Below are 24,087 nucleotides of genomic sequence, written 5' to 3' on the forward strand. Positions count from 1 at the left end.
CCAAGCTCGGCGGCGTCTCGGGCGTGCTGACCGGTGCCGTGGTCAACGACAACCAGGCGACACCGGCCCCGATCACCGGAACCACCTTGCTCTATGATACCGGTGCGACCGGTGGCTTGAGCACGGGTGCTACGACCCAGTTCACCGACGGCTCGAGCTTCACCGTGGGCGGCCACACCATCACCTTCAAGTCGGGTGCCATTGGTGCTGCCACCGTTCCGAGCGGCTCCGGCGTCACCGGCAACGTCCTCACCGACGGCAGCGGCAACTCGACCATCTATCTCGGTGCGAGCGCCACCACCTCGACGGCGAATGTCGGCGACGTGCTGAAGGCGATCGACCTCGCCAGCGGCACGCAGACCGCGGCCAACGCGTCCGGTGTTGCGACGGTGACGACCACCGCCGGCCAGACCGTCTCGACGATCGCCGCCGGCTCGCTCCACGTGCAGTCCACGACGGGTGCCAATCTCGATATCACGGGCACCGCGGATCTGCTGCACTCTCTCGGTTTGAGCAATGCAACGGGAGGCGGCGCTGTCACGTCGACGGCGATCCGCACCGCCGGCACCGGCACGCTCTCGGCGATCCTGCAAACGGGCTCGTCGCTGAACGTCGACGGCCATGTCATCGTCTTCAAGGATGGCGTGGCGCCCTCGGCGGCGAACGTTGCGACCGGCTCCGGCGTCAGTGGCAACCTCGTCACCGACGGCAACGGCAACTCGACCGTCTATCTCGGGTCCGCGACCACGGCTGACCTCCTGAAGGCGATCGATCTTGCCACCGGCGTGCAGACCGCGACCAACGCGAGCGGCACCGCGACGGTGACGACCGCGACCGGCCTGACCGTTTCGTCGATCAACAGCTCCGGCCAGCTCAAGATCTCGACCGGCGTCAATGCCGACCTCGCCATCACCGGCACCGGCAATGCGCTGTCCGTGTTCGGCCTCGGTGGCAACACCGGCACTGCCTCCGCCTTCACCGCGGCGCGCAGCTCCGGCACCGGCGGCATCAACGGCAAGACCTTGACCTTCACCTCCTTCAACGCCGGCACGGCGGTCAACGTCACCTTCGGCGACGGCACCAACGGCACGGTCAAGACGCTCGATCAGCTCAACACGCAGCTTCAGGCCGACAATCTGTCTGCCACGATCGACGCCAACGGCCTGCTCACGATCTCCGCGTCCAACGACTACGCCTCCTCGTCGCTCGGTTCGGCCACGGCCGGCGGCGCGATCGGCGGTACGCTGACCGCGTCGCTGACCTTCACGACCGCCTCCACACCGGTCCAGGATACGGTTGCCCAGGCGAGCCGCGCAAACCTGGTCTCGCAGTACAACAACATCCTGAACCAGATCGACACGACCTCGGTCGACTCCTCGTTCAACGGTGTGAACCTGCTGAACGGCGACCAGCTCAAGCTGGTGTTCGACGAGACCGGCAAGTCGAACCTGAACATCACCGGCGTGACCTACAACTCCAGGGGTCTGGGTTTGGCCTCGCTGGTTGTCGGCGTCGACTTCATCGACAACGCCGCCACCAACAAGGTGCTGGTCAATTTGAACTCGGCGTCCAGCTCGCTGCGTTCGGAAGCCTCGGCGCTCGGTTCGAACCTCTCGGTCGTGCAGATCCGCCAGGACTTCAACAAGAGCCTGATCAACGTGCTCCAGACCGGTTCGTCCAACCTGACCCTGGCCGACACCAACGTGGAAGCGGCCAACAGCCAGGCGCTGTCGACCCGCCAGTCGATCGCAGTCTCTGCGCTGTCTCTGGCCAACACCTCGCAGCAGAGCGTGCTCCAGCTGCTCCGCTAATAAGCGATTGAAATCACAAAAGAAGTTACGGCGGCGGGGCTTCGGCCCCGCCGCTTTTTTGTTGGTGCAGAACCCGTGCGATACCGGGGAAGGGGCGCTAACCCCCCATTAACCCTGTCCCTTAAGTGGCCGTTAACCATACTTTAAAGGAGAGCCCCTAAAACTGGACAAAAGCCCGCTTCCAGACCCGCGTGGCCGATTCGTATCCGGTTCAAGAGGAAGACCTGCCAATGTCCAACATCGTTCTCTCGGCGTCCGTTCGCCAGAACCTGTTGTCGCTGCAGTCGACGGCCGACTTGCTGGCCACGACGCAGCAGCGCCTGTCGACCGGCAAGAAGGTCAACACGGCGCTGGACAATCCCACCAACTTCTTCACCGCGCAGGGGCTGGATAACCGGGCGAGCGACATCAGCAACCTGCTCGACGGCATCAACAACGGTGTGCAGGTGCTGCAGGCCGCCAACACCGGCATCACGTCGCTGCAAAAGCTGATCGACAGCGCCAAGTCGATCGCCAACCAGGCGCTCCAGACCACCGTCGGTTACTCGACCAAATCGAACGTCTCGACCACGATTCCGGGTGCATCGCCCGCCGATCTGCGCGGCACCACCAGCTATGCCAGCGCGATTGCCAGCAGCAACGTGCTGTTTACGGGGGCGCCGGGCGGCACGACGGCCGCGACGTCCGCCACCAAGCTCGGTGGCGTCGCAGGTGTGTTGACGGGAACTCCGGTTCTGGACAACCAGGCCACCGGCGCCAACATCACCGCGGCCACGAAGCTCTACGGCGACGGTTTGTCGGCCCCCAATGGCGGTCTCAGCACCGGTGCTACCACCCAGTTCGTCGACGGTGCGAGCTTCACCGTGAACGGCCATACCATCACCTTCAAGGCCGGCGCCGCGCCGAATGTCGTGGGCTCGCCCAACACCTTGCCGTCCGGCTACGGTCTGGACAGCTCCGGCACGCAAAGCGTCGCGACCGACGGCAGCGGCAACTCCGTCGTCTATCTCGGCTCCAGCGCCACCAATTCGGCTGCGACGGTCGGCGACGTTCTCAAGGCCGTCGATCTCGCCAGCGGCACGCGCAGCGGAACGATCAGCGGCGGCGTGGCGACGCTCAACGCCAACAACACCGGCCAGGCGGCGTCCAGCATCACCGCGGGTGCGCTCTCTCTCGAGAGCTCGACGGGCGGCGACCTCAACGTCACGGGTACGGCGGACTTGTTGAATTCGCTCGGCCTGACCAGCGCGACGGGCGGCGGCAACACGACGTTGACGGCTGCCCGCACCGCGGGCGTGAACACCCTCTCGGGTCTGCTCCAGACCGGCTCGACATTGAACATCGACGGGCACGTCGTCACCTTCAAGGACGGACCGAAGCCCACGGCCGCGGCGACCGGATCCGGCGTGACCGGCAACATCGTCACCGACGGCAACGGCAACTCGACCGTCTATCTCCAGACCGCGACGACCTCTGACCTGTTGAACGCGATCGACCTTGCGAGCGGCGTGCAGACGGCGACGATCAACACGGTCAACGGCACCGCCTCGCTCAACACGTCAACCGGCCAGACCAACTCCACCATTGCGGCCAGCGGTGCGCTGAAGATTTCGACCGGCATCAATGCCGATCTCGCCATCACCAGCACCGGCAACGCGCTGTCTGCGCTCGGCCTCGCCGGCAACACCGGTACCGCGTCGGCGTTCACCGCGGCGCGCACCTCCGGCGTCGGCGGCATCAACGGCAAGACGCTGACCTTCACCGCGTTCAACGGCGGCACACCTGTCAACGTCACGTTCGGTGACGGCACCAACGGCACGGTTAAAACGCTCGACCAGCTCAACAATCAGCTTCAGGCGAACCATCTGACGGCGACGATCGACGCCAACGGCCTGCTCACGATCACCACCGTCAACGAATATGCATCCTCGACGCTGGGCTCGGCGGTGGCTGGTGGCGCGATCGGCGGGACCATCACCAGCGCGCTAACCTTCTCGACGGCCCAGCCGCCGGTCCAGGATCCCGTCGCGCAGACGGCGCGCTCCAATCTGGTCAATCAGTTCAACAACATCCTCCAGCAGATCGACACGACGTCGCAGGACTCCTCGTTTAACGGCGTTAACCTGCTCAACGGTGACACGCTGAAGCTCGTCTTCAACGAGACCGGTAGCTCCACCCTCGGCATCAACGGCGTGGTGTTCAATGCGGCGGGCCTGGGCCTCAGCAACCTCGTCAACGGTGTCGACTTCATCGACAACGGCGCCACCAACAAGGTGCTGACCAGCCTGAATGCGGCCTCGAGCACGCTGCGCTCGGAAGGCTCCGCGCTCGGCTCGAACCTCTCGATCGTGCAGGTGCGTCAGGACTTCTCGAAGAACCTGATCAACGTGCTGCAGACCGGCTCGTCCAACCTGACGCTCGCCGACACCAACGAGGAGGCGGCCAACAGCCAGGCGCTCTCGACCCGCCAGTCGATCGCGGTCTCCGCGCTGTCGCTGGCCAACCAGTCGCAGCAGAGCGTGCTCCAGCTGCTCCGCTAATTTCGCGGCGCAAGATAGCTACTCGAGATATCGCGGCGGGGCTCATGCTCCGCCGTTTTTATGGAGATCGCTAAGGCAGGATTAGCCGAGATTGATGCGCATCATGCGAGGCGTGTTTACAGCTCGCACGTGCGCATCTAGCTTCGTGACGAAGGGCTCCGTGACCCGTAGTAATCCGGAGTGCTTCCAAGCACACACGTAAGCAAATCTTAAGCGCTGCTGCCTAGGGTTGGGAAAGAAATCCTTAAGCCCGTTCAACGGGCTAGGACATGTCCAAGGTGTGATTGATGTCGAATTCCGCTGCCTCGGCCTACGCGCGTGTTGCAACGACCACAGCATCTCCTCGCGACGTCGAGGCGCAGACCCTGCTCAAGGCCGCCAACAAGCTCCAGGATGCGGTCAACAACGCCGATCCGTTCAGCGAGCAGACTACCCACGCCCTGATGTTCAACCGCAAGCTCTGGACGATCTTCCTGAGCGAAGCCATGCGCGACACCAATCCGCAGCCGCTCGACGTCCGCCAGAAGATCGCCAACATCAGCGTCTTCGTGCTGAGCCAGACCGCGGCGCTCCAGATGAGCCCGCAGTTCGATCACTTCCGTCCGCTGATCGAGATCAACCGGAACATTGCTGCTGGCTTGTCCGGCCGTCCGTGATGATTGCCTGCCATGGCCGATCTCCTGAGCATCCTGTCGACCGCGTATAAGTCCAACGTTCTGTCGAGCACGTCGGGCTCATCGAAATATGTTCCGGTCGATTCTTCGCTCTATCAGGGCAGCTGGAGCGGCACCTATCCCGACGGCAAGAAGTTCTCGCTGAACGTCTCGCAGGTCAGCGGCTTTCGTGCACAGATCCACTACCAGAGCGCCGGCACATCCCAGTACCAGCAGGTGCTGATCAAGGACGGCTCGTTCCGCTTCGCGAATACCAAGTTCACGCTGACCGATATCGGCAAGGCGCAGGTCAAGAACGTCGTCACCGATAATGCGACCGGTTCGACCTATCTCGACACTGCCGTTGCCACGCTCGCCACCTGATCGTCAGGCGCTGAGATCCGTATTGAGCGGACGCGAGGGCTGCGACTTCAGATCCTCTGCATGGAAATAGGCCCGCCGGCGCAGCATCGCTTCGTCGGGGAACTGATTGACCACTGCATCGGTCCTGTCGTTGACGATCTGGAAGACGAGGGATGCCGACGCCTGGTCGAACACGACCTGGCGAGAGATATTCTCGCTCGTCTGCAAATCATTACGCGCAGGCGCGCTGATATCGCTTGCGGCGACCGTCTGGCTCACCGGCAAATCAGTTTGCACCGCCTCGTTCGCCGCCGTATTGGACGTCGTTACGATCTGCGTTGGGACCGGTATCCCCACCGGCCTGATGCTGAAATCTGTACTCATGGCAGCCTCCTGGTTGCCTCACGTGAGTCAAATCCCAACCCCTCTCAATACGCAACCATGGACCACCAGGTTTGAAGACCCGGTAAGCAAACGTGACTAACCGTGCGACGATATCGCCGCGCGGTTTTTCGTAAAATTGTCGCGGGTTTTTGCGTGCGCTCAGAGCGAGCGGCTGACGGCGAGCGGCGTGATGTGGCGCGGGCCGGGAGTGGCGCGGCGGCCTGCGGCCGTATAGGTGTTCGGCACGTTGCGCTTCTGGATCTCGGCATTGACGCCGCGCACGACGCTTTCGGAGACCGCATGTGCGGTCGCGAGCACGGTGAGATTGACCTGGAGCATCGCGCGGAACGCATCATGATGCCGATGCAGCGTCGAGAGCAGCTCGGGCGCGGATTTCGCAAGCTGGTCCTGGTTCGCCTTCAACTCGCTGACGGCGCTGACATAGTTTCGCGACAGCTCCTGCTTCTTGCTCTCGAGGGTCATCGCCTCGCGGACCTTGCCGGCGCGAACGAGCTCGGTCTCGTGCTCGATCAATGCGAGCAGGGCGTTCATCGCGTCCATCAGCTGCTCGGCGACCTTGCGCGCCTGGGCGTTGCCCGGCGCGGTGTTCGGGCGCTGCGCTTGCATCGGCTGACGTGAGGCATTGAACTGGTTCATATCGGTTGACCTTATGCCGTGCGGAGCGTTTTCGCCTGCTGCATGATGAGGGTGCGGTAGACTTCGGTTGCGACGCCGACGCCGCCAGCCTTGGCGAAGTTCTTGGAATATTGTTCGGTCAGCATCGAGCGCCACACGCCGGTGCCGGTGGTGTCGCCGAACGGGCCTTCGCCCTTCAGGCCGGACGTCATCTGCGAGAACATGCTGTTGAGGAACATCGCCTCGAAATCGGTGGCGGTCTTCTGCGCCTTGGACTGCTGCTGCGGCGAGACCTTCTGAAGCGCGGCGGCGAGCTCGAAGTCCGGCCGGCCGTTGCGGCTTTCCACGGAGAAAGCCGACGATGCGGTGGCGCGCGGAGTATTGATGGTGCTGGTCTGCATCACATCACCTCGATGTCGGCTTCGATCGCACCGGCGGCCTTGATCGCCTGGAGGATGCTGATCATGTCGCGGGGACCGATGCCGAGGCCATTGAGGCCGTCGACGAGTTGCTGAAGCGAGACGCCGTCCTTGACGAGGGCCAGCTTCTTGCCGTCCTCGGTCACGGTGACGCTGCTGCGCGGCGTGACCACGGTGCGCCCGCGCGACAGCGGATTGGGCTGGCTCACCTGCGGGCTCTCGGAAATCGTGACGGTGAGGTTGCCTTGCGCCACGGCGACGGTGGCGACGCGCACGTCGCGGCCCATCACGATGATGCCGCTGCGCTCGTCGATGATGATCTTGGCGGCAAGGTCAGGCTCGACCTGGAGCTGCTCGATCTCGGTGAGAAAGGCGACGACGTTGCCCTTGAATTCCGGCGGGATCGACAACTGCACGGTCGAGGGATCGATCGGCTCGGCGCTTTTGACGCCGAGATAGTCGTTGATCGCGGCCGCAATGCGCTTGGCGGTGGTGAAGTCGGCGTTGCGCAGCGCCAGGCGCACGTTCGGCAGGCGATTGAGCGCGAACTCGATCTCGCGCTCGATGATGGCGCCGTTGGCGATGCGGCCCACGGTCGGGACGCCGCGCACGATCTTGGCGGCCTCGCCCTCGGCCTGGAATCCGGAGATCGCGAGCGAGCCCTGCGCCACCGCATAGACGTTGCCGTCGGCACCCAACAGGGGGGTGACGAGCAGGGTGCCGCCCTGGAGGTTCTTGGCATCGCCGAGCGCGGACACCGTGACGTCCATGCGCGTGCCCTGGGTGGCGAAGGCCGGCAGATTGCCTGTCACCATCACGGCGGCGACGTTGCCGGTGCGGATGGTGGCGCCGCGGATGTTGACGCCCATGCGCTCGAGCATCGCTTGCAGCGACTGCTTGGTGAAGGGGATGTTGTTGAGGGTGTCGCCGGTGCCGTTGAGACCGACGACGAGGCCGTAGCCGATGAGCTGGTTCTGCCGCACGCCTTCGATATTGGCGAGATCCTTGATGCGCGAGGTCGCAGCTGCAGACGCGACCGAGAGCGCCAGCGCTGACAGCGCGGCGCAGGCCACTGCAAGAATCCTTACCCAACGAACGCCTGACATCCTCTGCTCCCCAAGGCCCCGAGAAGCCTCCTCAAATCTCGGACCATCTGCGACACTCCCATGTCGAGCTGGTCCGACGCTTTCCTTGCGAGCACTGTGCCAACGCGGGGCGGTGGGGTTAGGCGGTTGAATAGGTTGAATAAATCTGTTTCGACCGGTGTCGGCGGGCGTTGTCCGTGAGGAGCGAAACTGCCGCCTGTCGGCAGATTTTGCCGGGCCGTTTACGTGTCGTTAACCATAAAACGGCGAATGTGGCGCATCGATCACCCGGATTGCTGCGATGCGCATCTACGGACCGAATGGCACCACGCTTGGGACGCCGGCCAGCCAAGCCAGGCGGACGGGCTCCGGCAGCTTCGTGCTGCCCGACACCTCGTCGGCGCAGGAGACGCGGAGCGCTGCCGCACCGAAGGCCGCTACCAGTCTCGACGGGCTGCTCGCGCTGCAAGGCATCGAAGAGGATCCGGTCGAGCGCCGCAAGCGTTCGGTCACCCGCGGCAAGACCGCGCTCGACGTGCTCGACGATCTCAAGATGGGCCTGTTGTCCGGCAATCTCGACGCCTCGACCGTGCTGCGGCTGCGTGATGCTGCGGCGAATTTGAAATCGTCCTCGGGCGATCCCGGTCTTGATTCCGTGCTCTCCGAGATCGAGCTGCGCGTCGAGGTCGAACTCGCCAAGGCCGGGCAGGCGTAGTGCCTTACGCCGCTTCGTCCTTCAGCTGCGTGTCGTAGCGGCGCTGGGCGGCGAGCACGTCTTTCAGATTTTGCTCTGCCCAATCGCGCAGGGGATCAACTGCGCCGGCGAGTGTCACGCCGAGCTGCGTGATCGAATACTCCACCGTGACAGGCACGGTTGCGATGGCGCGGCGCTTGATCAATCCGTCGCGTTCGAGTGACTTGAGAACCTGGCTCAGCATCTTCTGCGAAATGCCTTCAATCGTGCGACGCAACTGATTGAAGCGCATCGGCCGCTCGCGCAGCAGCAACAGGATCAGCACCGCCCATTTGTCGCCGACGCGATCGAGGATCTGACGCGTGGGGCAGTTCGCGGCATAGACGTCGGGTTTCATCTCGGGGTCCTCAAGATCCATTCAAGTCGCTTGCCGGCTCGCCCGCCGGTTACTCCTGCGTAATCAGGTAAGCACAAAGTGCTCTCTTAACACCAGCATTCTTTTCGATATCTAGTTGCCATTAGTTACCACAGAAGCAAAGGATGCCTTCCATGAAAATCGCAGTCGCCGGTGCCTCGGGCCGGGCCGGGTCGGAGATCACCAAGGAACTGTCGCGACGCGGCCACGCGGTCACGGCTATCGCGCGGAACCCGGAGAAGATCGCTGGCCTGCCGAACGTCACCCCCACCAAGGGCGACGTGCTCGACCAGGCGGGCCTTGCCAAGCTGTGGGCCGGGCACGACGTCGCCGTGAGTTCCGTGCATTTCCTGGCCAGCGACGCGCTCAAGCTGATCGGCGCGGCAAGGGCGTCCGGTGTCGGCCGTTACCTCGTCGTCGGCGGCGCAGGCAGCCTGGAAGTCGCGCCCGGCGTGAAACTGGTCACAACCCCTGGTTTTCCGGCCCAATACAAGGCCGAGGCAGAGGCGGGCGGTGCCTTCCTCGACCTGCTGCGGCAGGAAAAGGACCTGAACTGGACCTTCATCTCGCCATCGGCCCTGTTCGTCGAGGGCGAGCGGACCGCCAAGTTCCAGCTCGGGACCGATCAGCTTCTCGCAGATGCGAACGGCAAGAGCTGGATCAGCTTCGCCGACTACGCGATTGCACTGGCCGATGAGATCGAGCGGCCGGCCCATCTGCGGCAGCGTTTCACGGTCGGATACTAGGCCTTCGGCCGCCCCCCGGGCCCTCCAGGATAAACCTTCCTGTGCAAGGGCTTGGGGGCGCCAGCCGGGCCATCAGGGAAACATTGTCTGTCACAGGAGGCCGCTATATAAGGCCCCGCTCAGCGGACCCCGTTCCGTTTGCGAGTCGTTGCTTAGACAGATAGGCCGCCCTTGGAAAAGTTGAAAAACTACCGACCGACCGAAAAAGAGCCTTTCATGAACGACAGGCAGAAGGAGTACTTCCGTTTGAAGCTCCTCGCCTGGAAGGATGAGATCCTCAAAGAGTCCAAGCTCACCCTGCAAACCTTGCAGGAGGAGAATGTGAACCACCCCGATCTCGCCGATCGGGCATCGTCCGAAACCGACCGCGCCATCGAACTCCGCGCCCGCGACCGCCAGCGCAAGTTGATCGCCAAGATCGACGCCGCGCTCCAGCGTATCGAGGACAACACCTACGGCTATTGCGAAGACACCGGCGAGCCGATCTCGTTGAAGCGGCTCGAGGCCCGGCCCATCGCGACGCTCTCGGTGGAGGCGCAGGAGCGCCACGAGAAACGCGAGAAGGTCTATCGCGACGAATAGAGTCCGGGCCGCAGCGATGCGGCTCTTTGTTTTTGGATGCAAGGCGCCATTTCGCGCCGTGATCAGCATTTTGCCTGTCGCTTGCCGACGCGCGTTTCAACGCGCGCGCAATCGCGAAAAATGAATCGCGATCAATGGGCTAGAGTCCATTCCTCCGAGCTCACGTGAGTTCGGATGAGAAACAGCCTTCACTTCAGGTGGGGTGAGTTTTGCGAGTCGCATCAACGAGATCGACTCGTATGCTGAGACGCTGAGCCAGCAGCTTCACAGATCGCTGCAATCAGGCCTCGAGCGACACCGCAAGGCGCGCATCCCCATAAAGCCTGGACCAGCTCAATATTTCCTTAAACGCCGGCAACAGGCCGTAGGCCGCATCCGTCAGCTCGTACTCGACCCTCAAGGGTTTCTCCGCGAAGGCGGTGCGAGACACCAATCCGTCCTGCTCGAGCTCGCGCAATTGCGTGGTCAGCATGTGCTGGGTGATGCCGCCGATCGATCGCCGCAATACGCCGAAACGAACCGCGCCGTTCATCAGCGCGGACAAGATCTCCAGCTTCCACTTGCCGCCGATGGCGCGGATCGCCCGCTTGAAGTCGGCGAGCTGGGCAGGGTCGGGGCTGCAATCGCAGTCGTCCTCGCAGGCACTGGTCAGGTTTTCCATACCGGTCTCGAAATCCATTCTACTTGTTCCCCCGGGAGATAGTGACCAGATCCGGCCTTGAGCAGGGTGGCGAACCCAATTCGCTCGCCCGCGCAATGAGGGGTATTTGGCAATGAGCACTGTCCTGGTCACCGGTGGGTCCGGATTCGTCGGCATCCATGTCGTCCTGCAACTGATGGCAGCCGGCCACACGGTGCGGACAACGGTGCGCCGGCCGGACCGGCAGGCCGATGTGCTGGCCATGCTGCGCGAGGGTGGGGCCGCTTCGCCCGAAAGCCTGTCCTTCTTCACCGCCGATCTCACGGCGGACGACGGCTGGCGCGAGGCCGTGGCGGGCTGCGACCACGTGCTCCATGTTGCCTCGCCGCTCTCGACCGGTGTTCCCAAGGACGAGAACGAGATGATCATCCCGGCACGTGATGGAACGCTCCGAGTTCTCCGGGCCGCGCGCGAGGCCGGAGTCAAACGGGTCGTCATCACCTCCTCGGTGGCTTCGATCGGCTACGGCCACCCGCCGCGGGACAAGCCGTTTGATGAGACCGACTGGACCAACCTCGATGGCGCGGATGTGCAGCCATACCCGAAATCCAAGACGCTGGCCGAGCGGGCGGCCTGGGATTTCGTCGCGCGCGAGGGCGGCGGGCTGGAGCTGTCGGTCGTCAATCCGGCTGGAATTTTCGGTCCGGTGCTGGGGCCGGATTTCTCCGGCTCGATCGAGATCGTCAAATCGCTGCTCGACGGCGCCATGCCGGCGGTGCCGCGGGTCTATTTCGGCGTGGTGGATGTGCGCGACGTCGCCGATCTGCATTTGCGGGCGATGACTGCGCCCGAGGCGAAAGGCGAGCGCTTCATCGCCGTCTCCGGCGAGACGATGTCGATCCTTGATATCGGCAAGGTGCTGCGGCGGGAACTCGGACCACGGGCGCGCCGGGTTCCGCGGCTCCAGGCCCCGGACTGGCTGGTGCGGCTCGCCGCAAACCGGATTCCGCTGCTGCGCGCGGTCGTGCCGATGCTCGGCAAGGTCAGGCATTCCACCAGCGCCAAGGCAAAGTCGCTGCTCGGCTGGCAGGCGCGTTCCAATGATGAGGCGATCCTCGCGACGGCCGAAAGCCTGATCCGGCTCGGCCTGGTCAAAGGCTGAGGGCACACGCCACCCGCGCTTGTCACGCCCCGGCGGGGATGCTGAAGTGCCGCCCTCGATTGTGACGCGCGGGAGCCGGCGCCGATGGACAACATTCTCGAAGCCGCAAAGGCGATCGCGCTGGCGCGCCGCAACCATGCGCCGCTCGCGGCGCTGGAACATCCCCCTGCCGATGAGGCCGAGGGCTATCAGGTCCAGCGCGCGCTGCACGATCTGCTGCTGCCGCATGTTGGTCCGCTGGTCGGCTACAAGATCGGCTGCACCAGCCAGGTGATGCAGGAGTATATCGGCATCCCGCACCCCTGCGGCGGCGGCGTGTTCCAGAAGGGCGTGCACGACAGCGGGGTGACGCTCGCCGCGTCCGACTATGTCCGCGTCGGCGTTGAATGCGAGATCGCGGTGCGGCTGAAGCGGAACCTCGCCGCCGGCGAGGCGCCGTTCACGGCCGAATGGGTCGGCGAGGCCGTCGAGTCCTATCATCCCGCGATCGAGATCGTCGACGACCGCTACGTGAAGTGGGAGACGATGGGCGCGCCGACACTGATCGCCGACGATTTCTTCGCCGCCGGCTGCGTGCTGGGTGAGAGAGTGCCGCGCTCGTCCGTGCCGGACCTGAAATCGGTCAAGGGCCGGGCCATCGTCAATGGCGAAGAAGTCAGCCACGGCACCGGCGCCGACGTGCTCGGCCATCCCCACAACGCCCTCGCCTGGCTCGCCAACCATCTCGCCGCCGAGGGCAAGGGTCTTCATGCGGGGCAGCTCGTGCTGACGGGTAGCCTCGTGAAGACACTGTGGCTGAAGGCCGGCGACAAGGTGCGGATGGAGCTGGATGGGCTCGGCGCGGTGGAGGCGGAGTTTACGTGAGGGGCGCACAGCGCTCCGACATTCTCCGTCATTGCGAGGAGCCCTTGGCGAGGAGCCCTTGCGACGAAGCAATCCGGAGTCTTTCCGCGGATGCATTCTGGATTGCTTCGCTGCGCTCGCAATGACGGAGTGTGAGGCGGCACTTGTGCGCCAGCTGACAGCGAAGCCGTGAGCTTGCACCATCCCCAAAATACATGCGGCCCTCGCCAGGGGAGCTGGCGAGGGCCGCGTAGTACATCGTCGTCCGCGCCTAGGTTCGCGAACACGATGTGGGAGCTCGGGAGAAACTTAGAAGGGCAGCAGCACGTCCATGACTTGCTGGCCGTAGCGCGGCTGCTGCACGTCCATGATCTGGCCGCGGCCGCCGTAGGCGATGCGGGCCTGTGCGATCTTGGTGGAATCGATGGTGTTGTCGCTCTGGATGTCTTCGGGGCGGACGATGCCGGCGACGATGAGCTCGCGGATCTCGTAGTTGACGCGGATCTCCTGCTTGCCCTCGACCACGAGGTTGCCGTTCGGCAGCACCTGGGTGACGACCGCGGCGACGTTGGTCTGGAGCGCTTCCGTGCGATTGACCGAGCCCTTGCCGTCGCTGGACGCCGTGGAGTCGGCGGTGAGGAGGCGGCCGGGCAGCACCTTCTGCGCCTGCACGCCCAGTGTCTTCGACCCGATGAAGTCGGTGACGCCGGAGTCTTCCTTGTTGGTGCGGCTGCGCTGGGTCTCGTTGGCGATGTTGGCCTTGTCGGTGATGTTCACGGTCACGGTCAGGAGGTCGCCGACATGGGTCGCGCGCTGATCCTTGAAGAAGGCGCGGCTGCCGTTGCGCCACAGCGAGTTCGGATTGTAGGAGGCGACTTCCGGCTTCGGCATCGGCATCTGCACCGGCTTGTAGCCGGGCTGCGTCGTCGGATTGTCGATCGCCGCCAATTTCGGTTGCTCGCCGATCTGCGACAGGCGGTCGATCGAGGAGCAGCCGCTCGCCAGCGCACAAGTCGCCAGCAGCAGGGCAGAGATCGCGAAGCGACGAAGACGGAAAGCCGAACTGAAACTGGACATGACTTACTCTGACTTGGCTGGGGCTTGCGAGGCTTGAACTTGCGGGATCTGGGCTTGGGCGATCTGGGCCGCCGACGCGGGGGCCTGGACCAGGTTCCGGAGGAGGGCTGCAGTGTCGACGGGGGCAGGCGCTTCGTCACGCTTGAGTGACGAGGTCTGCTCGACCTCGGGCGCCATCGGCGCGGACTGGCTCGCACCCTGGATTGTGATCTGGCCGCGGCCGGTGACGACACCGGTCAGCGTGCGCTTGGTCTGCAGGTTGAGGACGCTGACGGTGTCGCCCTCGGCGCCGCTCTCGATCGCCTTGCCGCGCGTGGTGAGGTAGATCCCGGGAACCTGGTAGATGACGGTGACGCTCTGGTCGCGCTGCACGAAGTCGGGCTTGATGATGTCGGCGACGCGGATCGGCGTGCCCGCCCGCATCGGTCGGCGCAGCTGCATGCCGACGGTGCGGTCGCGCGAGGCGGCCTCGCCGGAGATCTCGGCCTTCGGCCGGCGCTCCAGCGCGATGTCGGAGGATTTCAGAAGCTCGATGCGGTCGATGTCGCGGGTCAGCACGGCCACTTCCACCGTCTCGATCGCGGTTCCGGTGAAGCGCAGCTTGGTCGGCGCCGGATTGTTGTCGTTGTTGATCTCGAAGGCGATGTCGAAACGGCCGCTGCGCGCATCGTAGCGGGTCGCGACTTGCTGGAGCGTACCGCTGTTGGAGGCATCCAGCCGCATGTCGGCGACGCCGCGGTCGAAGGTGACGGTGATGTTGGCGGCGTCCCCAAGGCCAAAGCGTCGCTCGAGCGCCGAGGCCACCGCGTTTTCGAGGTCCTTGTTGGCGAGCGTGCGGGCGAGGCGGGTGACCTGGACCTCCTTGATGTCGCCGGTCATCACGCCGATCACCTGCTTTGCGCGCAGCACCGACAGCACTTGCGCAACCGGCAGGGCGCCGGTGGTGCCGAGATCGGGCGAACGATAGACCGCAATCAGCGCGGCCGATCCGGCATTGTCGATGAGATCGCCGACCCGAACCACGTCCGAGGTCACGGTGACGCTCGGACGCAGCGTCGGCGTTGCGATGAAATCGTCGGCGGCCTGCGCCGGCAGGGCCAGTGCGAGCAGCGCGGAGATCGTAGCGAGAGTTGAGCGGATCATCGTCATCACCTCAGCGGAACAGCGCCGTGGTCGATTGCATCATCTGGTCGGCGGCGCTGATCACCTTGGCGTTCATCTCGTAGGCGCGCTGGGCCGCGATCAGGTCGCTCATCTCCGAGACGACGTCGACATTGGCCTGCTCCAGGCTGCCTTGCGTGATCTTGCCGTAGCCTTCGGCGTTCGCGGTGCCGTCCTGCGGCGCGCCGGACGACGGGGTCTCGGTGAACTGGTTGTTGCCGACCGGCTGCAGGCCCGCCTTGTTGATGAAGCGGGTCACCCCGAGCTGGCCGACGATGGTCGAGGTCGAAGAGCCCGGCAGCGTCACCGAGACCTGGCCCTGCTCGCTCACGGCAAGGCCGGAGGCGTTGTTCGGGACGGTCATGGTCGGCTGCACGGGATTGCCCTGCGCGGTGACGATGCGGCCCTGATTGTCCATCTGGAAGGTGCCGTCGCGGGTGTACTGATAGCTGCCGTCGGGCATCAGGATCTTGAAGAAGCCTTCGCCCGAGAGCGCGAGGTCGAGATCGTTGCCGGTCTGCGACAGCGTGCCTTGCGTCATGCTGCGCGGCGTGCCGACGGTCTTGACGCCGCCGCCGATGTCGACGCCGACAGGCAGAATGGTGCCCTGGTCCGAGGCCTGCGCGCCGACGCGGCGGACGTGCTCGTAGATCAGGTCCTGGAACGCCGCGGTCTGCTTCTTGAAGCCGGTGGTGCGCAGGTTGGCGATGTTGTTGGAGATCACCTGAACGTTGAGTTCCTGTGCCGCCATTCCGGTCGCAGCGGTGTGGAGCGCTTGCATGTCAGTAATCCCCTAATCAGGCCGGAACGTCGGCGAGTTTTTCGATCGCCGATTTGTGCATGTCGCTCTGCTGCTGGAGCAAATTGGCGATCGCGGTGTAGCTGCGCATGACTTCAACCATGCGGCTCATCTCGCCGACCGAGTTCACGTTCGACTTCTCGATGTAGCCCTGCTCCACGGTGGACTTGGTGGCGGGCTGCTGGTTGGCGGAGCCGGCGCTGTAGAGATTGGCGCCGAGCTTGGTCAGCTTGGCCGGATCTTCGAACGAGACCATGCGGATCTTGCCGCGGATCGAATCGGTCTTGGCCGTGCCCTCGAGCACCGTGACGGTGCCGTCGGGGGCGACGTTGATATCGTGGTCGGTCGCCTGGAAGGTGATCGGGCCGCCGGTGCCGAGCACGAGGTTGCCGTCGGAGGTGACGAGCTGGCCGGTGCTGTTGAGCGAGAATTTGCCGTCGCGGGTGTAGCGCTCGCCGCCATTGGCCTGCACGGCGAAATAGGCGTCGCCGCTGATCGCCATGTCGAGCGGGTTCTTGGTCATCTCCATCGGCCCCGGACCGGTGTCGCGGAAGGTGCCGCGGTCCTGCACATAGGAGACCCGGCGGTCGGACGAGATGAAATTGTCCTCACGCGCGTTCGAGTTGAGAAACTCCTCGAACAGCGAATGGTCGGCCTTGAAGCCGTTGGTGTTGGCATTGGCGACGTTGTTGGCGATGACATCCATCTGCCGTTCCAACGTCATCTGCCGTGACAAGCCGATCAGAAGCGCGTTCTGCATCGGAAGATCTCCCCTGAGTGAGATCTGCCACTTCGCTCTCCCAAGCGCTTTGGCGGACCCCGTGAACGAGGCCGTCAGGTTCTCCCAAACCGTTCGGTCTCGGCCCTCTCTCAGCGAAAGCCGTGCCAACGCGGAAAGTTGTGCAAGTTCAATATCTTGAAGATTTTTCGAAGGTGCGGGCAGGCGGCAGAAAGGTTCTGTTAGCCATGTTTGCCCGGCAGATTTTTCCTAGCTGAGGCCCAATCGAAAGGTTCCGTTAACCATTATTACCGTAGCGTTTGTGAGTAAGAGGAGCGCATTGCGCTGGGGCATTTGTATCGCGTCACTGTCTGCCAGGGGGCTCTGCTCTTTCGACCCGTTTAAGAGATGAGCGAGCCTAACGACCATGGCAGAGAATGAAGCGGAAGGCGGCGCAGCCGCTGAGGGCGCAGAAGCTGCCCCCCCGAAGAACAAGCTCAAGCTCATCATCATGGCTGTCGGCCTGCTCGCCGTCCTCGGCGGCGGCGCGGCGACCTGGTTCTTCTTCTTCCGTCACGGCGATGACGAGCATCATGCCGAGGCGGCGGCCCCGCCGAAGCCGCCGGCCTTCGTCGACGTCCCCGACATCATGGTCAACCTTGCCGGCGCGCCCGGCGAGCGCGTGCAATATCTGAAGCTCAAAGTCGTGCTGGAGCTGAAGGAGGAGAAGCAGATCGAGGCGATCAAGCCGACGATGCCGCGCGTGACCGACATCTTCCAGACCTATGTGCGCGAACTGCGCTCCTCCGACCTCAACGGCTCCGCTGGCGTCTTCCGCCTCAAGGAAGAGCTGACCAAGCGCGTCAACGCGGCGGTCGCGCCGATCCAGGTCAACGCGGTGCTGTTCAAGGAAGTCGTGATCCAGTGACGATGCTGCGGAAGGGTACGGGCTAGCGTCATGGCCGGCAACGAGCAGATGGACCAGGATGCGATTGCCGCCCAATGGGAGGCGTCGCTCGATTCCGAGGATCCCGCGGAGGCCGCGAAGGCCGCTGCCGAAAACGAACTATCCGAGACCATGGCCCTGCAATGGGCGGCCATGGTCGAGGACGGCAGCCGCGATCTCGGCTCCGGCAAGAACTCCGGCGAGCGGGTGCTGTCGCAGGAGGAGATCGATAACCTCCTCGGCTTCACCGTCGGCGACGTCACGCTCGACGACCATTCCGGCATTCGCGCCATCATCGATTCGGCGATGGTCTCCTACGAGCGTCTGCCGATGCTCGAAATCGTCTTCGACCGCCTGGTGCGGTTGCTGACGACAAGCTTGCGCAATTTCACTTCAGACAACGTCGAAGTCTCGCTCGACCGTATCACCTCGGTGCGCTTCGGCGACTACATGAACTCGATCCCGTTGCCCGCCGTCCTCACCGTCTTCAAGGCCGAAGAGTGGGACAATTTCGGCATGGCGGTGGTCGACTCCAGCCTGATCTACTCGATGATCGACGTGCTGCTCGGCGGCCGCCGCGGCACCAGCCAGCTCCGCATCGAGGGCCGGCCCTACACCACGATCGAGACCGAGCTGGTCAAGCGGCTGGTCGAGGTGGTCATGGCCGATGCCGAACAGGCATTCCGGCCGTTGTCGCCGGTGACCTTCACGATCGACCGGCTCGAGACCAACCCGCGTTTCGCCGCGATCAGCCGTCCTGCCAACGCCGCGATCCTGGTGCGCTTGCGCATCGACATGGAAGATCGCGGCGGCAATATCGAGCTGCTGCTGCCTTACGCGACCATCGAGCCGATCCGGGGCGTCCTGCTCCAGATGTTCATGGGCGAAAAATTCGGCCGCGACACGATCTGGGAGGGCCATTTCGCCACCGAGATCAACCAGGCCGAGATCGCCGTCGATGCCGTGCTCTACGAGGCCGAGATTCCGCTCAAGCAGCTGATGCGGCTGAAGGTCGGCGACACGCTGCCGCTCGATATGCGCGCGGATGCCAACGTCACCGTGCGCTGCGGCGACGTCACGCTGACCGAGGGACGGATGGGCCGGGTCGGCGACCGCGTCGCGATCCGCGTGACGAAACCCCTGCGCAAGCCAAGTACGACACTTGCGATGTTCGAGAAGGTCGACGAGCAGAACAAGATGATGGAGGCCCCATGAACCACTCCCTGGGAATGGCGATCGAGACACTGGTGGCTATCCTGCTGATGCTCACGATCTGCTACTGTATCCTGCTGAACAAGCGGCTGACACGGCTGAAGGCGGACGAGCATTCGCTGAAGGCGGTCATCGGCGAGCTGATCACCGCGACCGAGATCGCCGAGCGCGCGATCGGCGGGCTGAAGCTCGCCGTGCGCGACGTCAACGAGAACCTCGGCAGCCAGCTTGCGGCGGCGACCCAGATGTCCGATCAGCTCTACAAGCAGCTCAGCGAAGCCGATAACGTGGTGCGACGCCTGTCCAAGATCGCGATTGCCGCGCGCCCCGTCACCAATCCGGAAACCATCGCGGTGCCCACGGCCAAGCCCTCGTCGGCGAAGGCGGTGGCGGCTGCGGCCGAAGCCTTCTCCGAACGCCGACGGTCCAACGGTCTTGCCGCATAAAGCCAGGGTATGAAGTCCTTTCGTAACATCCGCGTCATTCCAGTCGTCCTGGTCGCCGTCGCAGGCCTCGCCATGCTCAAGGTCGCGGGCCTCGTGATCAATGGCGGCTACGTGTTCGACTACCAGCCGAGCCAGGTCAAAAAATCCTGGGCGCAGGAGAACCTGAACTTCCCGTCCGGCCGCGAGGACCCTGATATCACCGGCTCGACCCATGGCGCGCCGAAGGAGGCGCCGAAGCCCGCGGCTCCCGAGACCAAGTCCGAAGGCAACGCGGTCAAGGCGGAGGAGGCCCCGCCGCAGATTCCGGCGTCCGAACGCGCGATCCTCGAACGCTTGCAGGCGCGCCGCCAGGAGATCGAGGCTCGCCAGCGCGAGATCGACATCCGCGAAAGCCTGCTGAAATCGGCCGAGAAGCGCATCGAGAACAAGGTCGAGGAGATGAAGGCGGTGGAATCCCGCATCTCCACGACCCAGGCCGAGCAGAAGGCCGCCGAAGCCCAGCGCATGAAGGGCCTCGTCACCATGTATGAGGGCATGAAGCCAAAGGACGCCGCGCGGGTGTTCGACCGGCTCGAGATGGGCGTGCTGATCGAGATCGCCTCGGCCATCGCGCCGCGAAAAATGTCGGACATTCTGGGACTGATGTCGCCGGAGGCCGCCGAGCGGCTGACCGTCGAGATGGCCCGAAGGGCCAATGGCGGCGGCGATCAATCGGCCTCGGTCGGCGATCTGCCCAAGATCGATGGCAAGCCGACGCAAAAGCCGAATTGAGGGCTCATACTTAAGAAGTCCTTAATTGCCAAAAACTACATTCGAGGGCATCGGCCGGCACCAGTGCCGGCGTGGACCGCCGAACCGGAAGATATGCCGCCAATGGCGCAGAAAGCTGCCGCTGGATTAGTGTCGCGAGCCCGCGCCTTGGCGTGGGTGCTGTCGCGTCATGTCCGAAAAGCGCGCGTGCTGGCGGCGTGCCTGCTGATCGGCTTCAGTGGACCCGCCCGGGCCGCGGATGCGATCCGGGGCGAGGCGAGTTTTTCGGCCGGCGGCGGCTTTGCCCGTCTGGTGATCAAGCTCGGCGAGGACGTGCCCTCCGAGGTGACGACGGCCGGCTCCATCCTCATCATCCGCTTCGACCGGGCCGTTGACGTTCCCGTCGACCGCGTGCCGGAAGGCGCGCCCGATTACGTCAACTCCGCCCGCCGCGATCCCGATGGCGGTGCCATCCGCCTGTCGCTGGCGCGGCGCGTCACCGTCAACACCATGAATGCCGGCGAGCGCACCTTCGTCGACCTCTTGCCCGAGGGCTGGAAGGGGCCGCCGCCGAGCCTGCCGATGGACGTGGTCAAGGAACTGGCCGAGCGCGCCCGCGTGGCCGAACGTGCCTTGCGCGCGCAGCGTGCCGCGGCCGAGACCAAGAAGCGCCCGCAGATCCGCGTGCGCGCCTCGATACAGCCGACCTTCGTGCGCTTCGCGTTCGAGATGCCCGATGGCGTCGGCGTCTCCTCCGTGCTCAACGAGCAGAAGCTCACGCTCGCCTTCAACGCCAATCTCAGCTTCGACCTGGCCGACGCGGTCGTCGCCGCGCCGCCGAATGTCGCCTCGATCAAGCAGAAGGGCGACATCGACCAGACCAGTGTCGAGATCGCGCTGATCGGCGATTCCGACGTGCACTCCTTCCGCGACGACAAGAATTACGTCGTCGACATCTCCTTCCAGCCCGACAAGGGCAAGATGGCCGCAACGGCCGAGTCCATGATCGCGCAGGCGAAGCCAGCGGCCCAGGGTCATGGACCGGCGCCGGCTGCGGAAAAGCCGGCGGCCGAGAAGCCCAAGGACGCTCATCGCGAGGTCGCGCCACCAACCTCCGAGACGATTGCGCGCGAAGCGAAGATCGACATCAAGCCCGAGGGGAAGTCGGAAGCGCCTGCTCCGATGCCGGCCGCCGAAGCGCCGAAGCCGGCGGCGGCTCCCATGGCTGAAGCTCCGCACGCCACGGAAGCGCCCAAAGAAGCAGCCAAGGAAACAGCCAAGGAAACTGCCAAGGAAACTCCCAAGGAGGCCCCGAAGCCCGCGCCGGCTGTTGCCGAAGCTGCGGCGACGCCCGCCAAGCCCGTGGTTGCCGAGGCGCCCAAGGAAGTCGTGAATGAAGCGCCGAAGGAGCCGGCGAAGGAGTCCGTCAAGGCAGCGCCCGCCGCGATGCCGGCACCGGCCGCGCCGCAGCCGGCCGGCGCCAGCGTCGATGCGCGCCGCGACAGCGATGGCTTGCGGGTGACGTTCCCGCTTCAGGTCTCGACCCCTGCGGCAGCGTTCCGCCGCGGCGACACCGTCTGGCTGGTGTTCGATACGCCGAAGCCGATCGATGTCGAGGCGATCCGCACCAAGGGCGGCGCGATGATCGGCGAGGTTAGCCGCATGCCGCTCGACAAGGGGCAGGCGGTCCGCATCCGTCTCACCCGGCCGCTGGTCTACTCGCTGACGAGCGAGGAGGTCGGCAAGGAGACCAACTGGCTCTTGACGCTCGCCGACAAGATCCAGGCGACGCCGCTGCCGCTGATGATGTCGCGCAACATCACCGATCCTGCGCTCGCCAACATCGCGATCCCCTTCACCAATCCGGGCCTGCTGCACAAGCTGACCGATCCCGACGCCGGCGACATGCTCTATGTCGTCACCGGGCAGCGCCCGGTGCGCGGCTTCATCAAACGGCAGGACCTCGTCGATCTCTCGCTGCTGGAATCCGCGCACGGCATCGCGATTCGCCCGAACTCCGACGAGGTCGGCGTCGAGGTCGGGTCCGACAAGGTCATTCTCGGCAAGAAGGGCGGACTGACGCTGTCGCCGGTCGACATCTCCGCCGAGCGCGCCCCGACCGCAGTGCGCCCGGTCTTCAGCCCCGAAGGCTGGCGCAAGGGCCAATCGGAGGACTTCTGGACGCGCCAGAGCGATCTGATCACGGCGATCTCCGTCGTCGAGCCGGCGCAGCGTTCGCTGCCCCGGCTCGACCTCGCGCAGTTCTACATGTCGCGCGCGATGTACTACGAAGCCAAGTCCGTCACCGATTTGATGCTGAGCGATCCCCTCAACAAGGAGGAGAGCGGCGCGCTGATCATGCATGCGATATCGAGCATCCTGATCGGCCGTCCGGCGCAGGGCCTGAAGGACCTCGCCAATCCCGTGATCGGCAACAGCCACGATTCCCAGCTCTGGAAAGCTCTCGCCTATGCGCGCCAGGGCAAATGGGCGGATGCGCGCGAGAAATTCAAGAACGTCGAATTCGCCATCGCCTCGCTGCCGCTCGACATCCAGCGCATCGTGACGATGGACGCGATGCGCGCCTCCCTCGAGGTGAAGGACTATGCCGGCGCCTCCAAGCGGCGCAGCGAGCTCGAGATCGTCGGCGTATCGGCCGAGGCCGCGCCCGGATTCGCCGTGCTGCGCGGCAGGCTCGCCGAGGCGCTCGGCCACGACAAGGACGCGCTCGACGACTACAAATTTGCGGTTGCCTCGAGCGACCGGCCGGCTGCGGCCGAAGCCAAGCAGCTCGAGGTCGCGCTGCGGCAGAAGCGCGACGAGATCAGCAAGGAAGACGCTCTGCGCGATCTCGAGACGCTGTCGATGACCTGGCGGGGCGACTCGATCGAGGTCAAGACGCTCCAGCTGCTGTCGCAGATGTATGCCGAGAACGGGCGCTACCGCGACGCGCTCACGGCGGCGCGCACCGCGACGAAGCTTCAGCCGAACGCGGAAGCTTCGCGCCAGGCGCAGGACCTCGCCTCCGACCTGTTCACGCAGATCTTCCTCGGGCCGAAGGGTGACGATCTGCCCGTCGTCGAGGCGCTCGGGATGTTCTATGAATTCCGTGAGCTGACGCCGATCGGCCGCCGCGGCGACGAGTTGATCCGGCGTCTCGCCGACCGTCTCGCCTCGATCGATCTGCTCGACCAGGCCGCCGAGCTGCTGCAATACCAGGTCGATCACCGTCTCGAAGGCGCCGCCCGTGCCCAGGTCGCCGCGCGCCTGTCCATGATCTATCTCGCCAATCGCAGGCCGGACAAGGCGATCACGGCGCTGCGCGCGAGCCGCATCAGCGATCTCTCCGGCGAACTCCGGCAGCAGCGCCTGCTGCTGGAGGCGCGGGCGCAGAGCGACGTCGGCCGTCACGACCTTGCGCTCGACATCGTCTCCAACGTTTCCGGGCGCGAGGTGCTCCGCCTGCGCTCCGACATCTTCTGGGCGGCGCGGCGCTGGCGCGAATCCGCCGAGCAGATCGAGCTCTATTACGGCGAACGCTTCCGCGACTTCAAGCCGCTCAACGCGGTGGAGAAGAGCGACATCATCCGCGCCGCCGTCGGTTATGCGCTCGCCGACGACTCGATCGGCACGGCGCGGTTCCGCGAGAAATACGCGCCGCTGATGAGCGAGAGTGCCGACCGTCTCGCCTTCGACATCGCCAGCAAGCCGGCCGCGGCCTCCAGCGCCGAATTCGCCGAGATCGCCAAGCTCGCCGCCAGCGTCGACACGCTCGACGGCTTCCTGCGCGAGATGAAGCAGCGCTTCCCCGACGCCACCGCCCGCGCGCCGCAGGCCAAGGACGAGACCGAGCACACCGGCTCGCTGCCGACGATCCCGGTCGTGCGGCAGATCAAGATGACGCGGTAGGAACCTGGCCCCGATTCCAGGGCTATTCCGCGCGAAGAGCGGCCCGACACGCCGCGACACCCTCCGTCATTGCGAGCGCAGCGAAGCAATCCAGAA

The 24,087-nt window shown here is 64.7% G+C and carries 24 protein-coding genes; 14 read left to right on the forward strand and 10 right to left on the reverse strand.

The features are described from left to right. The 4 genes from BMW89_RS16590 to BMW89_RS16605 form a co-directional block, all read left to right on the forward strand. Nucleotides 1–1,811 (forward strand): DUF1522 domain-containing protein (locus BMW89_RS16590; protein ID WP_143062774.1); only part of this gene is annotated, 1,811 nt, incomplete at its 5' end. Between the two features lie 230 nt (nucleotides 1,812–2,041). After that, complete coding sequence (locus tag BMW89_RS16595) at nucleotides 2,042–4,351, forward strand: DUF1522 domain-containing protein (protein ID WP_092028083.1); 2,310 nt, start codon at nucleotides 2,042–2,044, stop codon at nucleotides 4,349–4,351. 287 nt (nucleotides 4,352–4,638) lie between these two features. Further along, nucleotides 4,639–5,007, forward strand: coding sequence for a flagellar biosynthesis regulator FlaF (gene flaF, locus BMW89_RS16600; protein ID WP_092028084.1), 369 nt, complete (start codon nucleotides 4,639–4,641; stop codon nucleotides 5,005–5,007). Nucleotides 5,008–5,019: 12 nt separating this feature from the next. Beyond that, nucleotides 5,020–5,388, forward strand: coding sequence for a hypothetical protein (locus BMW89_RS16605; RefSeq protein WP_092028085.1), 369 nt, complete (start codon nucleotides 5,020–5,022; stop codon nucleotides 5,386–5,388). Nucleotides 5,389–5,391: 3 nt separating this feature from the next. Here the strand turns inward: BMW89_RS16605 and BMW89_RS16610 are convergent, their stop codons facing one another. From BMW89_RS16610 to BMW89_RS16625, 4 genes are all read right to left on the reverse strand, one after another. Continuing rightward, nucleotides 5,392–5,751, reverse strand: a complete 360-nt coding sequence (locus BMW89_RS16610; RefSeq protein ID WP_092028086.1) for a hypothetical protein — start codon at nucleotides 5,749–5,751, stop codon at nucleotides 5,392–5,394. Nucleotides 5,752–5,910: 159 nt separating this feature from the next. After that, on the reverse strand, nucleotides 5,911–6,408 hold the full coding sequence (locus tag BMW89_RS16615) for a hypothetical protein (RefSeq protein WP_092028087.1): 498 nt from the start codon (nucleotides 6,406–6,408) through the stop codon (nucleotides 5,911–5,913). Between the two features lie 11 nt (nucleotides 6,409–6,419). Then, complete coding sequence (flgJ, locus tag BMW89_RS16620; protein WP_177196096.1) at nucleotides 6,420–6,788, reverse strand: flagellar assembly peptidoglycan hydrolase FlgJ; 369 nt, start codon at nucleotides 6,786–6,788, stop codon at nucleotides 6,420–6,422. Continuing rightward, complete coding sequence (locus BMW89_RS16625; protein WP_092028089.1) at nucleotides 6,788–7,912, reverse strand: flagellar basal body P-ring protein FlgI; 1,125 nt, start codon at nucleotides 7,910–7,912, stop codon at nucleotides 6,788–6,790. Before BMW89_RS16625 ends, flgJ begins: the two co-directional genes overlap by 1 nt. 280 nt (nucleotides 7,913–8,192) lie before the next feature. Between BMW89_RS16625 and BMW89_RS16630 the strand changes: the two genes are divergently transcribed. After that, nucleotides 8,193–8,606 carry a flagellar assembly protein FliX gene (locus tag BMW89_RS16630; protein ID WP_092028090.1) on the forward strand — a complete coding sequence of 138 codons (414 nt, stop codon included), beginning with the start codon at nucleotides 8,193–8,195 and terminating at the stop codon, nucleotides 8,604–8,606. A gap of 4 nt (nucleotides 8,607–8,610) precedes the next feature. Here the strand turns inward: BMW89_RS16630 and BMW89_RS16635 are convergent, their stop codons facing one another. Further along, nucleotides 8,611–8,982, reverse strand: coding sequence for a winged helix-turn-helix transcriptional regulator (locus BMW89_RS16635; RefSeq protein ID WP_092028480.1), 372 nt, complete (start codon nucleotides 8,980–8,982; stop codon nucleotides 8,611–8,613). A gap of 152 nt (nucleotides 8,983–9,134) precedes the next feature. Here BMW89_RS16635 and BMW89_RS16640 point away from each other — a divergent pair, with 152 nt between their 5' ends. Together BMW89_RS16640 and dksA are read left to right on the forward strand one after the other, a co-directional pair. After that, nucleotides 9,135–9,746 carry an NAD(P)-dependent oxidoreductase gene (locus tag BMW89_RS16640; RefSeq protein ID WP_092028091.1) on the forward strand — a complete coding sequence of 204 codons (612 nt, stop codon included), beginning with the start codon at nucleotides 9,135–9,137 and terminating at the stop codon, nucleotides 9,744–9,746. A 216-nt stretch (nucleotides 9,747–9,962) separates the two neighbouring features. Further along, on the forward strand, nucleotides 9,963–10,328 hold the full coding sequence (gene dksA / locus BMW89_RS16645) for an RNA polymerase-binding protein DksA (protein ID WP_092028481.1): 366 nt from the start codon (nucleotides 9,963–9,965) through the stop codon (nucleotides 10,326–10,328). 280 nt (nucleotides 10,329–10,608) lie between these two features. Here dksA and BMW89_RS16650 read toward each other — a convergent pair whose 3' ends face one another. Further along, nucleotides 10,609–11,007: a winged helix-turn-helix transcriptional regulator gene (locus tag BMW89_RS16650; RefSeq protein ID WP_177196098.1), complete on the reverse strand. Its 399-nt coding sequence runs from the start codon at nucleotides 11,005–11,007 to the stop codon at nucleotides 10,609–10,611. Between the two features lie 94 nt (nucleotides 11,008–11,101). Between BMW89_RS16650 and BMW89_RS16655 the strand changes: the two genes are divergently transcribed. Both BMW89_RS16655 and BMW89_RS16660 read left to right on the forward strand, forming a co-directional pair. Then, on the forward strand, nucleotides 11,102–12,130 hold the full coding sequence (locus BMW89_RS16655; protein ID WP_092028092.1) for an SDR family oxidoreductase: 1,029 nt from the start codon (nucleotides 11,102–11,104) through the stop codon (nucleotides 12,128–12,130). Nucleotides 12,131–12,214: 84 nt separating this feature from the next. Next, nucleotides 12,215–12,994 carry a 2-keto-4-pentenoate hydratase gene (locus tag BMW89_RS16660; RefSeq protein ID WP_092028093.1) on the forward strand — a complete coding sequence of 260 codons (780 nt, stop codon included), beginning with the start codon at nucleotides 12,215–12,217 and terminating at the stop codon, nucleotides 12,992–12,994. A gap of 288 nt (nucleotides 12,995–13,282) precedes the next feature. Here the strand turns inward: BMW89_RS16660 and flgH are convergent, their stop codons facing one another. The 4 genes from flgH to flgF are packed head-to-tail and all read right to left on the reverse strand — an operon-like array spanning nucleotide 13,283 to nucleotide 16,770. Further along, a complete protein-coding gene (gene flgH / locus BMW89_RS16665; protein WP_092028094.1) occupies nucleotides 13,283–14,050 on the reverse strand; it encodes a flagellar basal body L-ring protein FlgH in 768 nt (255 codons plus the stop codon). A 3-nt stretch (nucleotides 14,051–14,053) separates the two neighbouring features. Next, nucleotides 14,054–15,193 carry a flagellar basal body P-ring formation chaperone FlgA gene (gene flgA / locus BMW89_RS16670; protein WP_177196099.1) on the reverse strand — a complete coding sequence of 380 codons (1,140 nt, stop codon included), beginning with the start codon at nucleotides 15,191–15,193 and terminating at the stop codon, nucleotides 14,054–14,056. Nucleotides 15,194–15,203: 10 nt separating this feature from the next. Next, nucleotides 15,204–15,992, reverse strand: coding sequence for a flagellar basal-body rod protein FlgG (gene flgG, locus BMW89_RS16675; RefSeq protein WP_092028095.1), 789 nt, complete (start codon nucleotides 15,990–15,992; stop codon nucleotides 15,204–15,206). 16 nt (nucleotides 15,993–16,008) lie between these two features. Continuing rightward, nucleotides 16,009–16,770: a flagellar basal-body rod protein FlgF gene (flgF, locus tag BMW89_RS16680; RefSeq protein WP_092028096.1), complete on the reverse strand. Its 762-nt coding sequence runs from the start codon at nucleotides 16,768–16,770 to the stop codon at nucleotides 16,009–16,011. A gap of 385 nt (nucleotides 16,771–17,155) precedes the next feature. Between flgF and fliL the strand changes: the two genes are divergently transcribed. The 5 genes from fliL to BMW89_RS16705 all read left to right on the forward strand — a co-directional run bounded on the left by fliL (nucleotide 17,156) and on the right by BMW89_RS16705 (nucleotide 23,991). Then, nucleotides 17,156–17,656: a flagellar basal body-associated protein FliL gene (gene fliL / locus BMW89_RS16685; protein ID WP_092028097.1), complete on the forward strand. Its 501-nt coding sequence runs from the start codon at nucleotides 17,156–17,158 to the stop codon at nucleotides 17,654–17,656. Nucleotides 17,657–17,686: 30 nt separating this feature from the next. Continuing rightward, nucleotides 17,687–18,889, forward strand: a complete 1,203-nt coding sequence (fliM, locus tag BMW89_RS16690; protein ID WP_092028098.1) for a flagellar motor switch protein FliM — start codon at nucleotides 17,687–17,689, stop codon at nucleotides 18,887–18,889. Beyond that, the gene (locus BMW89_RS16695) at nucleotides 18,886–19,332 is read left to right on the forward strand and encodes a DUF6468 domain-containing protein (RefSeq protein ID WP_092028099.1); all 447 of its coding nucleotides are present in this window, start codon (nucleotides 18,886–18,888) and stop codon (nucleotides 19,330–19,332) included. Before fliM ends, BMW89_RS16695 begins: the two co-directional genes overlap by 4 nt. A gap of 9 nt (nucleotides 19,333–19,341) precedes the next feature. Continuing rightward, a complete protein-coding gene (locus BMW89_RS16700; protein ID WP_092028100.1) occupies nucleotides 19,342–20,103 on the forward strand; it encodes a MotE family protein in 762 nt (253 codons plus the stop codon). A gap of 102 nt (nucleotides 20,104–20,205) precedes the next feature. Continuing rightward, nucleotides 20,206–23,991: a tetratricopeptide repeat protein gene (locus tag BMW89_RS16705; RefSeq protein ID WP_177196100.1), complete on the forward strand. Its 3,786-nt coding sequence runs from the start codon at nucleotides 20,206–20,208 to the stop codon at nucleotides 23,989–23,991. Nucleotides 23,992–24,087: the final 96 nt, after the last annotated feature.

It is taken from the genome of Bradyrhizobium sp. OK095 (assembly GCF_900109945.1).
In the GTDB taxonomy this organism is placed as follows: Bacteria; Pseudomonadota; Alphaproteobacteria; order Rhizobiales; family Xanthobacteraceae; genus Bradyrhizobium.